1 protein-coding gene is annotated in these 13707 nt (G+C 47.7%); it reads right to left on the bottom strand.

All coding sequences use genetic code 11. From position 1 onward, the window contains the following. Positions 1-9 precede the first annotated feature (9 nt). Positions 10-13653 (bottom strand): retention module-containing protein, encoded by a 13644-nt coding sequence (locus HBH39_RS15800; RefSeq protein WP_167679625.1) that lies wholly within the window; start codon positions 13651-13653, stop codon positions 10-12. Positions 13654-13707 lie beyond the last annotated feature (54 nt).

Raw genomic sequence — 13707 nt, 5'->3', positions numbered from 1 at the left:
TGCTTATCTTTAAGGGATTATATTGCCACTATTGTCATCAAGTGGCGGTAATCCATAAGCGTTAACTGCAGCAGAGTTACTGCTATCGGTATCCACGATCAGTGCGCCATCGTTCAGCAAGCCATTAATCACTTCACCATTGTCAGTTGTATTGTAAACAGCTGATAAATCAATACCGTCAAGAATAATGGTTTGATCGATAACACCATTATTGTCAGCATCGATTTCAATTGTAGTACTGCCACCGTTAAAGCTTATTGTTAAGAAGTTTTCTAGGTTATTGACCGTTTCACCTTGTAGTAGATCGCTTAGGTCTAACTTATCATGATTGATTTCAAAATCTTTGATTGTATCGGTGCCTGTATCATCTTGTGTCCATACAAAAATATCATCACCTAAACCACCGATCAAAGTATCATCTCCAATCCCACCGATAATGATGTCATTACCTGACTGACCATCTAAGAAATCATTACCATCTCCTCCTAATAATTCAGAGCTCTCTGAACCTCCACGGATTGAGATGGATGTATCGATACCATCTTGTATAACAATTTCAAGACGTGGCTCGAAACCTTCGGGTAGTGCAACTTTTGTTTGTACAATCCAATTATCTAAATTGAATTGCCCATCCAATTCTGAAAATGCAGTTGGACTTATGCTCCAGGTGCCGTCGCCATTATCTGTGAATTCAATTTGTGAATCACCATCTCCTTCATAAACTATAGCCTGAGCATCTGCGGGAAACCCTGATAATGTAATACTCTGAATACTTTCGCTTCCATCGGCATCGGTAAAACTATAGTTGACATTTAGAGGGTAAACATATGCAGTTTGAGTGACACCTTCAGTAGTTATTCCCACTAATGTGGAGCCATTGCCTCCATTAGATTCACCAGAAACAACAAAACTAAAAGAGTTAAATGCTATACTACTTTGTAAGGTCATATTACTTATATCATTTGCATCTTGAGGGAATGTGTAGGTTTGTACAGTGGTAGTGCCATCAATGTTATGCATAGTGAAAGTTAGCGTCTGACCCGATGCGTTTTTGAATGCGAGTGATATATCCGTTAAGTAACTAGGTAAATCTATTTTTAGATAATCATCATTGTTTATTCTAAAATCGCCCCCGACTCCAACACCGATACCTTGACCTTGACTAATTTGTAAATATTGTCCAGTTTCGGTTGTAATAGTTGTTCCGTCTTCGTATATGATGGATGTGATATTGCTATTACTAGGATTTCCATCAGATGAGTATGTTTGTGCACCACTACCAGTACCAATATTGACATAGGAAACTTCACCCACTGAAGCTCCTAAGTTATCTCCAGCTATATCGGCAATTGGTGTTATCGTTCCTGTTACTGTTGCTGTAGATTCTTCTCCATCTATATCTTTGATTATATAATCGAAGCTTACTGTTCCACTATAGTTAGCTTCTGGTGTGAAACTAATTACGCCACTGTCACTGATATTAATTGTTCCATGTTCGACATTGATAACCTGTTCCCTTCCAGTTAATTCAATGCCGTTTATAGATTTAATACTAATATCATCGCCTTTATCATTTAATAAAAGTTCTAACGGGCTAAAGACATGATCTTCTTCAACTGTAAAAAAGTCTGCATTAGCAGTTGCAATTACTTCGTTGAGGTTGTTTTCAGATAAGGTGATAGTGGCATTTGTGGTACCACCGGCGCCATCAGTCATCGTCACTAAGTAGCTACCCGAGTTCGGGTTTTGCTCAAAGTCGTTGACGGCAGAGGCTGCGCCCAATGCGGTAATGGTGATCACCCCATTGCTGTCAATGCTGTAGAAGCCATCTTGACTGGTACTGTGTAAGGAGCCATCAGTATATTGGAACTGATAGTTAACCACGCCGTCAGCATCACTGCCAGCCAGTGTCGCTACCGTTGCGCCTGCCACCTGATTTTCATTGTAGCTGAAGCTTTGATTGTTAAAGCTGCCATCTTCGTTGAGGTTGTTTTCAGATAAGGTGATAGTGGCATTTGTGGTACCACCGGCGCCATCAGTCATCGTCACTAAGTAGCTACCCGAGTTCGGGTTTTGCTCAAAGTCGTTGACGGCAGAGGCTGCGCCCAATGCGGTAATGGTGATCACCCCATTGCTGTCAATGCTGTAGAAGCCATCTTGACTGGTACTGTGTAAGGAGCCATCAGTATATTGGAACTGATAGTTAACCACGCCGTCAGCATCACTGCCAGCCAGTGTCGCTACCGTTGCGCCTGCCACCTGATTTTCATTGTAGCTGAAGCTTTGATTGTTAAAGCTGCCATCTTCGTTGAGGTTGTTTTCAGATAAGGTGATAGTGGCATTTGTGGTACCACCGGCGCCATCAGTCATCGTCACTAAGTAGCTACCCGAGTTCGGGTTTTGCTCAAAGTCGTTGACGGCAGAGGCTGCGCCCAATGCGGTAATGGTGATCACCCCATTGCTGTCAATGCTGTAGAAGCCATCTTGACTGGTACTGTGTAAGGAGCCATCAGTATATTGGAACTGATAGTTAACCACGCCGTCAGCATCACTGCCAGCCAGTGTCGCTACCGTTGCGCCCGCCACCTGATTTTCATTGTAGCTGAAGCTTTGATTGTTAAAGCTGCCATCTTCGTTGAGGTTGTTTTCAGATAAGGTGATAGTGGCATTTGTGGTACCACCGGCGCCATCAGTCATCGTCACTAAGTAGCTACCCGAGTTCGGGTTTTGCTCAAAGTCGTTGACGGCAGAGGCCGCGCCCAATGCGGTAATGGTGATCACCCCATTGCTGTCAATGCTGTAGAAGCCATCTTGACTGGTACTGTGTAAGGAGCCATCAGTATATTGGAACTGATAGTTAACCACGCCGTCAGCATCACTGCCAGCCAGTGTCGCTACCGTTGCGCCTGCCACCTGATTTTCATTGTAGCTGAAGCTTTGATTGTTAAAGCTGCCATCTTCGTTGAGGTTGTTTTCAGATAAGGTGATAGTGGCATTTGTGGTACCACCGGCGCCATCAGTCATCGTCACTAAGTAGCTACCCGAGTTCGGGTTTTGCTCAAAGTCGTTGACGGCAGAGGCTGCGCCCAATGCGGTAATGGTGATCACCCCATTGCTGTCAATGCTGTAGAAGCCATCTTGACTGGTACTGTGTAAGGAGCCATCAGTATATTGGAACTGATAGTTAACCACGCCGTCAGCATCACTGCCAGCCAGTGTCGCTACCGTTGCGCCTGCCACCTGATTTTCATTGTAGCTGAAGCTTTGATTGTTAAAGCTGCCATCTTCGTTGAGGTTGTTTTCAGATAAGGTGATAGTGGCATTTGTGGTACCACCGGCGCCATCAGTCATCGTCACTAAGTAGCTACCCGAGTTCGGGTTTTGCTCAAAGTCGTTGACGGCAGAGGCTGCGCCCAATGCGGTAATGGTGATCACCCCATTGCTGTCAATGCTGTAGAAGCCATCTTGACTGGTACTGTGTAAGGAGCCATCAGTATATTGGAACTGATAGTTAACCACGCCGTCAGCATCACTGCCAGCCAGTGTCGCTACCGTTGCGCCCGCCACCTGATTTTCATTGTAGCTGAAGCTTTGATTGTTAAAGCTGCCATCTTCGTTGAGGTTGTTTTCAGATAAGGTGATAGTGGCATTTGTGGTACCACCGGCGCCATCAGTCATCGTCACTAAGTAGCTACCCGAGTTCGGGTTTTGCTCAAAGTCGTTGACGGCAGAGGCCGCGCCCAATGCGGTAATGGTGATCACCCCATTGCTGTCAATGCTGTAGAAGCCATCTTGACTGGTACTGTGTAAGGAGCCATCAGTATATTGGAACTGATAGTTAACCACGCCGTCAGCATCACTGCCAGCCAGTGTCGCTACCGTTGCGCCCGCCACCTGATTTTCATTGTAGCTGAAGCTTTGATTGTTAAAGCTGCCATCTTCGTTGAGGTTGTTTTCAGATAAGGTGATAGTGGCATTTGTGGTACCACCGGCGTCATCAGTCATCGTCACTAAGTAGCTACCCGAGTTCGGGTTTTGCTCAAAGTCGTTGACGGCAGAGGCTGCGCCCAATGCGGTAATGGTGATCACCCCATTGCTGTCAATGCTGTAGAAGCCATCTTGACTGGTACTGTGTAAGGAGCCATCAGTATATTGGAACTGATAGTTAACCACGCCGTCAGCATCACTGCCAGCCAGTGTCGCTACCGTTGCGCCCGCCACCTGATTTTCATTGTAGCTGAAGCTTTGATTGTTAAAGCTGCCATCTTCGTTGAGGTTGTTTTCAGATAAGGTGATAGTGGCATTTGTGGTACCACCGGCGCCATCAGTCATCGTCACTAAGTAGCTACCCGAGTTCGGGTTTTGCTCAAAGTCGTTGACGGCAGAGGCTGCGCCCAATGCGGTAATGGTGATCACCCCATTGCTGTCAATGCTGTAGAAGCCATCTTGACTGGTACTGTGTAAGGAGCCATCAGTATATTGGAACTGATAGTTAACCACGCCGTCAGCATCACTGCCAGCCAGTGTCGCTACCGTTGCGCCCGCCACCTGATTTTCATTGTAGCTGAAGCTTTGATTGTTAAAGCTGCCATCTTCGTTGAGGTTGTTTTCAGATAAGGTGATAGTGGCATTTGTGGTACCACCGGCGCCATCAGTCATCGTCACTAAGTAGCTACCCGAGTTCGGGTTTTGCTCAAAGTCGTTGACGGCAGAGGCTGCGCCCAATGCGGTAATGGTGATCACCCCATTGCTGTCAATGCTGTAGAAGCCATCTTGACTGGTACTGTGTAAGGAGCCATCAGTATATTGGAACTGATAGTTAACCACGCCGTCAGCATCACTGCCAGCCAGTGTCGCTACCGTTGCGCCCGCCACCTGATTTTCATTGTAGCTGAAGCTTTGATTGTTAAAGCTGCCATCTTCGTTGAGGTTGTTTTCAGATAAGGTGATAGTGGCATTTGTGGTACCACCGGCGCCATCAGTCATCGTCACTAAGTAGCTACCCGAGTTCGGGTTTTGCTCAAAGTCGTTGACGGCAGAGGCCGCGCCCAATGCGGTAATGGTGATCACCCCATTGCTGTCAATGCTGTAGAAGCCATCTTGACTGGTACTGTGTAAGGAGCCATCAGTATATTGGAACTGATAGTTAACCACGCCGTCAGCATCACTGCCAGCCAGTGTCGCTACCGTTGCGCCTGCCACCTGATTTTCATTGTAGCTGAAGCTTTGATTGTTAAAGCTGCCATCTTCGTTGAGGTTGTTTTCAGATAAGGTGATAGTGGCATTTGTGGTACCACCGGCGCCATCAGTCATCGTCACTAAGTAGCTACCCGAGTTCGGGTTTTGCTCAAAGTCGTTGACGGCAGAGGCTGCGCCCAATGCGGTAATGGTGATCACCCCATTGCTGTCAATGCTGTAGAAGCCATCTTGACTGGTACTGTGTAAGGAGCCATCAGTATATTGGAACTGATAGTTAACCACGCCGTCAGCATCACTGCCAGCCAGTGTCGCTACCGTTGCGCCTGCCACCTGATTTTCATTGTAGCTGAAGCTTTGATTGTTAAAGCTGCCATCTTCGTTGAGGTTGTTTTCAGATAAGGTGATAGTGGCATTTGTGGTACCACCGGCGCCATCAGTCATCGTCACTAAGTAGCTACCCGAGTTCGGGTTTTGCTCAAAGTCGTTGACGGCAGAGGCTGCGCCCAATGCGGTAATGGTGATCACCCCATTGCTGTCAATGCTGTAGAAGCCATCTTGACTGGTACTGTGTAAGGAGCCATCAGTATATTGGAACTGATAGTTAACCACGCCGTCAGCATCACTGCCAGCCAGTGTCGCTACCGTTGCGCCTGCCACCTGATTTTCATTGTAGCTGAAGCTTTGATTGTTAAAGCTGCCATCTTCGTTGAGGTTGTTTTCAGATAAGGTGATAGTGGCATTTGTGGTATCACCGGCGCCATCAGTCATCGTCACTAAGTAGCTACCCGAGTTCGGGTTTTGCTCAAAGTCGTTGACGGCAGAGGCCGCGCCCAATGCGGTAATGGTGATCACCCCATTGCTGTCAATGCTGTAGAAGCCATCTTGACTGGTACTGTGTAAGGAGCCATCAGTATATTGGAACTGATAGTTAACCACGCCGTCAGCATCACTGCCAGCCAGTGTCGCTACCGTTGCGCCTGCCACCTGATTTTCATTGTAGCTGAAGCTTTGATTGTTAAAGCTGCCATCTTCGTTGAGGTTGTTTTCAGATAAGGTGATAGTGGCATTTGTGGTACCACCGGCGCCATCAGTCATCGTCACTAAGTAGCTACCCGAGTTCGGGTTTTGCTCAAAGTCGTTGACGGCAGAGGCTGCGCCCAATGCGGTAATGGTGATCACCCCATTGCTGTCAATGCTGTAGAAGCCATCTTGACTGGTACTGTGTAAGGAGCCATCAGTATATTGGAACTGATAGTTAACCACGCCGTCAGCATCACTGCCAGCCAGTGTCGCTACCGTTGCGCCTGCCACCTGATTTTCATTGTAGCTGAAGCTTTGATTGTTAAAGCTGCCATCTTCGTTGAGGTTGTTTTCAGATAAGGTGATAGTGGCATTTGTGGTACCACCGGCGCCATCAGTCATCGTCACTAAGTAGCTACCCGAGTTCGGGTTTTGCTCAAAGTCGTTGACGGCAGAGGCTGCGCCCAATGCGGTAATGGTGATCACCCCATTGCTGTCAATGCTGTAGAAGCCATCTTGACTGGTACTGTGTAAGGAGCCATCAGTATATTGGAACTGATAGTTAACCACGCCGTCAGCATCACTGCCAGCCAGTGTCGCTACCGTTGCGCCTGCCACCTGATTTTCATTGTAGCTGAAGCTTTGATTGTTAAAGCTGCCATCTTCGTTGAGGTTGTTTTCAGATAAGGTGATAGTGGCATTTGTGGTACCACCGGCGCCATCAGTCATCGTCACTAAGTAGCTACCCGAGTTCGGGTTTTGCTCAAAGTCGTTGACGGCAGAGGCTGCGCCCAATGCGGTAATGGTGATCACCCCATTGCTGTCAATGCTGTAGAAGCCATCTTGACTGGTACTGTGTAAGGAGCCATCAGTATATTGGAACTGATAGTTAACCATGCCGTCAGCATCACTGCCAGCCAGTGTCGCTACCGTTGCGCCCGCCACCTGATTTTCATTGTAGCTGAAGCTTTGATTGTTAAAGCTGCCATCTTCGTTGAGGTTGTTTTCAGATAAGGTGATAGTGGCATTTGTGGTACCACCGGCGCCATCAGTCATCGTCACTAAGTAGCTACCCGAGTTCGGGTTTTGCTCAAAGTCGTTGACGGCAGAGGCCGCGCCCAATGCGGTAATGGTGATCACCCCATTGCTGTCAATGCTGTAGAAGCCATCTTGACTGGTACTGTGTAAGGAGCCATCAGTATATTGGAACTGATAGTTAACCACGCCGTCAGCATCACTGCCAGCCAGTGTCGCTACCGTTGCGCCTGCCACCTGATTTTCATTGTAGCTGAAGCTTTGATTGTTAAAGCTGCCATCTTCGTTGAGGTTGTTTTCAGATAAGGTGATAGTGGCATTTGTGGTACCACCGGCGCCATCAGTCATCGTCACTAAGTAGCTACCCGAGTTCGGGTTTTGCTCAAAGTCGTTGACGGCAGAGGCTGCGCCCAATGCGGTAATGGTGATCACCCCATTGCTGTCAATGCTGTAGAAGCCATCTTGACTGGTACTGTGTAAGGAGCCATCAGTATATTGGAACTGATAGTTAACCACGCCGTCAGCATCACTGCCAGCCAGTGTCGCTACCGTTGCGCCTGCCACCTGATTTTCATTGTAGCTGAAGCTTTGATTGTTAAAGCTGCCATCTTCGTTGAGGTTGTTTTCAGATAAGGTGATAGTGGCATTTGTGGTACCACCGGCGCCATCAGTCATCGTCACTAAGTAGCTACCCGAGTTCGGGTTTTGCTCAAAGTCGTTGACGGCAGAGGCTGCGCCCAATGCGGTAATGGTGATCACCCCATTGCTGTCAATGCTGTAGAAGCCATCTTGACTGGTACTGTGTAAGGAGCCATCAGTATATTGGAACTGATAGTTAACCACGCCGTCAGCATCACTGCCAGCCAGTGTCGCTACCGTTGCGCCTGCCACCTGATTTTCATTGTAGCTGAAGCTTTGATTGTTAAAGCTGCCATCTTCGTTGAGGTTGTTTTCAGATAAGGTGATAGTGGCATTTGTGGTACCACCGGCGCCATCAGTCATCGTCACTAAGTAGCTACCCGAGTTCGGGTTTTGCTCAAAGTCGTTGACGGCAGAGGCTGCGCCCAATGCGGTAATGGTGATCACCCCATTGCTGTCAATGCTGTAGAAGCCATCTTGACTGGTACTGTGTAAGGAGCCATCAGTATATTGGAACTGATAGTTAACCACGCCGTCAGCATCACTGCCAGCCAGTGTCGCTACCGTTGCGCCCGCCACCTGATTTTCATTGTAGCTGAAGCTTTGATTGTTAAAGCTGCCATCTTCGTTGAGGTTGTTTTCAGATAAGGTGATAGTGGCATTTGTGGTACCACCGGCGCCATCAGTCATCGTCACTAAGTAGCTACCCGAGTTCGGGTTTTGCTCAAAGTCGTTGACGGCAGAGGCCGCGCCCAATGCGGTAATGGTGATCACCCCATTGCTGTCAATGCTGTAGAAGCCATCTTGACTGGTACTGTGTAAGGAGCCATCAGTATATTGGAACTGATAGTTAACCACGCCGTCAGCATCACTGCCAGCCAGTGTCGCTACCGTTGCGCCCGCCACCTGATTTTCATTGTAGCTGAAGCTTTGATTGTTAAAGCTGCCATCTTCGTTGAGGTTGTTTTCAGATAAGGTGATAGTGGCATTTGTGGTACCACCGGCGCCATCAGTCATCGTCACTAAGTAGCTACCCGAGTTCGGGTTTTGCTCAAAGTCGTTGACGGCAGAGGCCGCGCCCAATGCGGTAATGGTGATCACCCCATTGCTGTCAATGCTGTAGAAGCCATCTTGACTGGTACTGTGTAAGGAGCCATCAGTATATTGGAACTGATAGTTAACCACGCCGTCAGCATCACTGCCAGCCAGTGTCGCTACCGTTGCGCCTGCCACCTGATTTTCATTGTAGCTGAAGCTTTGATTGTTAAAGCTGCCATCTTCGTTGAGGTTGTTTTCAGATAAGGTGATAGTGGCATTTGTGGTACCACCGGCGCCATCAGTCATCGTCACTAAGTAGCTACCCGAGTTCGGGTTTTGCTCAAAGTCGTTGACGGCAGAGGCTGCGCCCAATGCGGTAATGGTGATCACCCCATTGCTGTCAATGCTGTAGAAGCCATCTTGACTGGTACTGTGTAAGGAGCCATCAGTATATTGGAACTGATAGTTAACCACGCCGTCAGCATCACTGCCAGCCAGTGTCGCTACCGTTGCGCCTGCCACCTGATTTTCATTGTAGCTGAAGCTTTGATTGTTAAAGCTGCCATCTTCGTTGAGGTTGTTTTCAGATAAGGTGATAGTGGCATTTGTGGTACCACCGGCGTCATCAGTCATCGTCACTAAGTAGCTACCCGAGTTCGGGTTTTGCTCAAAGTCGTTGACGGCAGAGGCTGCGCCCAATGCGGTAATGGTGATCACCCCATTGCTGTCAATGCTGTAGAAGCCATCTTGACTGGTACTGTGTAAGGAGCCATCAGTATATTGGAACTGATAGTTAACCACGCCGTCAGCATCACTGCCAGCCAGTGTCGCTACCGTTGCGCCCGCCACCTGATTTTCATTGTAGCTGAAGCTTTGATTGTTAAAGCTGCCAAGATCATTTACCGGCGTCACTTCAATGGTCAAGGTGGCGGTACTGCCGGTGTTGGTCGTGTAGGTAATGACGGGGACTTCACCATTCCAGTTGGCATTTGGGGTAAAGGTATACGAGCCATCTTGATTGATAACCAGTACGCCACCATCAAGAGTCACTTCTGAATCCGCAGGATATTCAACCCCGCCGACTTCAAACGACACCACAGACAAATCATTATCAATATCGCTGTCGTTATCTAGCACATTGCCTGTTGCAGCCGTGTCTTCTGCGACTGTATTGGTATCATTTTCAACAACAGTTGCATCATTGACCGGCGTCACTTCAATGGTCAAGGTGGCGGTACTGCCGGTGTTGGTCGTGTAGGTAATGACGGGGACTTCACCATTCCAGTTGGCATTTGGGGTAAAGGTGTACGAGCCATCTTGATTGATAACCAGTACGCCACCATCAAGAGTCACTTCTGAATCCGCAGGATATTCAACCCCGCCGACTTCAAACGACACCACAGACAAATCATTATCAATATCGCTGTCGTTATCTAGCACATTGCCTGTTGCAGCCGTGTCTTCTGCGACTGTATTGGTATCATTTTCAACAACAGTTGCATCATTTACCGGCGTCACTTCAATGGTCAAGGTGGCGGTACTGCCGGTGTTGGTCGTGTAGGTAATGACGGGGACTTCACCATTCCAGTTGGCATTTGGGGTAAAGGTATACGAGCCATCTTGATTGATAACCAGTACGCCACCATCAAGAGTCACTTCTGAATCCGCAGGATATTCAACCCCGCCGACTTCAAACGACACCACAGACAAATCATTATCGATATCGCTGTCGTTATCTAGCACATTGCCTGTTGCAGCCGTGTCTTCTGCGACTGTATTGGTATCATTTTCAACAACAGTTGCATCATTTACCGGCGTCACTTCAATGGTCAAGGTGGCGGTACTGCCGGTGTTGGTCGTGTAGGTAATGACGGGGACTTCACCATTCCAGTTGGCATTTGGGGTAAAGGTATACGAGCCATCTTGATTGATAACCAGTACGCCACCATCAAGAGTCACTTCTGAATCCGCAGGATATTCAACCCCGCCGACTTCAAACGACACCACAGACAAATCATTATCGATATCGCTGTCGTTATCTAGCACATTGCCTGTTGCAGCCGTGTCTTCTGCGACTGTATTGGTATCATTTTCAACAACAGTTGCATCATTGACCGGCGTCACTTCAATGGTCAAGGTGGCGGTACTGCCGGTGTTGGTCGTGTAGGTAATGACGGGGACTTCACCATTCCAGTTGGCATTTGGGGTAAAGGTATACGAGCCATCTTGATTGATAACCAGTACGCCACCATCAAGAGTCACTTCTGAATCCGCAGGATATTCAACCCCGCCGACTTCAAACGACACCACAGACAAATCATTATCGATATCGCTGTCGTTATCTAGCACATTGCCTGTTGCAGCCGTGTCTTCTGCGACTGTATTGGTATCATTTTCAACAACAGTTGCATCATTGACCGGCGTCACTTCAATGGTCAAGGTGGCGGTACTGCCGGTGTTGGTCGTGTAGGTAATGACGGGGACTTCACCATTCCAGTTGGCATTTGGGGTAAAGGTATACGAGCCATCTTGATTGATAACCAGTACGCCACCATCAAGAGTCACTTCTGAATCCGCAGGATATTCAACCCCGCCGACTTCAAACGACACCACAGACAAATCATTATCGATATCGCTGTCGTTATCTAGCACATTGCCTGTTGCAGCCGTGTCTTCTGCGACTGTATTGGTATCATTTTCAACAACAGTTGCATCATTGACCGGCGTCACTTCAATGGTCAAGGTGGCGGTACTGCCGGTGTTGGTCGTGTAGGTAATGACGGGGACTTCACCATTCCAGTTGGCATTTGGGGTAAAGGTATACGAGCCATCTTGATTGATAACCAGTACGCCACCATCAAGAGTCACTTCTGAATCCGCAGGATATTCAACCCCGCCGACTTCAAACGACACCACAGACAAATCATTATCGATATCGCTGTCGTTATCTAGCACATTGCCTGTTGCAGCCGTGTCTTCTGCGACTGTATTGGTATCATTTTCAACAACAGTTGCATCATTTACCGGCGTCACTTCAATGGTCAAGGTGGCGGTACTGCCGGTGTTGGTCGTGTAGGTAATGACGGGGACTTCACCATTCCAGTTGGCATTTGGGGTAAAGGTATACGAGCCATCTTGATTGATAACCAGTACGCCACCATCAAGAGTCACTTCTGAATCCGCAGGATATTCAACCCCGCCGACTTCAAACGACACCACAGACAAATCATTATCGATATCGCTGTCGTTATCTAGCACATTGCCTGTTGCAGCCGTGTCTTCTGCGACTGTATTGGTATCATTTTCAACAACAGTTGCATCATTTACCGGCGTCACTTCAATGGTCAAGGTGGCGGTACTGCCGGTGTTGGTCGTGTAGGTAATGACGGGGACTTCACCATTCCAGTTGGCATTTGGGGTAAAGGTATACGAGCCATCTTGATTGATAACCAGTACGCCACCATCAAGAGTCACTTCTGAATCCGCAGGATATTCAACCCCGCCGACTTCAAACGACACCACAGACAAATCATTATCGATATCGCTGTCGTTATCTAGCACATTGCCTGTTGCAGCCGTGTCTTCTGCGACTGTATTGGTATCATTTTCAACAACAGTTGAATCATTGACCGGCGTCACTTCAATGGTCAAGGTGGCGGTACTGCCGGTGTTGGTCGTGTAGGTAATGACGGGGACTTCACCATTCCAGTTGGCATTTGGGGTAAAGGTATACGAGCCATCTTGATTGATAACCAGTACGCCACCATCAAGAGTCACTTCTGAATCCGCAGGATATTCAACCCCGCCGACTTCAAACGACACCACAGACAAATCATTATCGATATCGCTGTCGTTATCTAGCACATTGCCTGTTGCAGCCGTGTCTTCTGCGACTGTATTGGTATCATTTTCAACAACAGTTGCATCATTTACCGGCGTCACTTCAATGGTCAAGGTGGCGGTACTGCCGGTGTTGGTCGTGTAGGTAATGACGGGGACTTCACCATTCCAGTTGGCATTTGGGGTAAAGGTATACGAGCCATCTTGATTGATAACCAGTACGCCACCATCAAGAGTCACTTCTGAATCCGCAGGATATTCAACCCCGCCGACTTCAAACGACACCACAGACAAATCATTATCAATATCGCTGTCGTTATCTAGCACATTGCCTGTTGCAGCCGTGTCTTCTGCGACTGTATTGGTATCGTTGATCAGGGTGCTTGGAGTATCAATTGGCGTCTCAGTAAGAGTTTCAAAGCTGGTAATGAATGGGCTAGTCGTCACTGCATTAGTATCGAAGCCTGCTTCAGCTTGGGTTTCTGAAGCGGTTCGTTCTAATGCAACATACCCTGAATCGCCTAGGTTTTCAGGTGTATTGCCTGCAGCGGTTTCCGGTAATTCTGCTGTTGGGTCTTCACCAGAAGCGATTAATGCCTGTAACGCTTCAATTTCCGCTAAAGCATCGGCATCCGCTGCAAATTCATCTTCAGTAGTGATGTCTGTTGCTTGTAATGCAGGGACTAATTCGGGTGAATCATAATCACTATTGAACACTGTGCCATCTTCAAAAGTGATGATTACTGTTTTGCCTTCAGGAATTGATAACTCAACACCTGCAGGAATAGACTCACCAGCTGATAATGTTTTAATTTGATTATATAAGATGTAAGTCACATCACCTTCAGCAGAAGAAAGTGTTGCGTTCTTTGTGATTATCATTTTGTCCATTCCTAGCTCCCAACAGCCAAACTCACCAAAATTTTAAAAAAAATC

It is taken from the genome of Shewanella aestuarii (genome assembly GCF_011765625.1).
In the GTDB taxonomy this organism is placed as follows: domain Bacteria; phylum Pseudomonadota; class Gammaproteobacteria; order Enterobacterales; family Shewanellaceae; genus Shewanella; species Shewanella aestuarii_A.
This window is presented reverse-complemented; position numbering and strand designations above follow the sequence as displayed.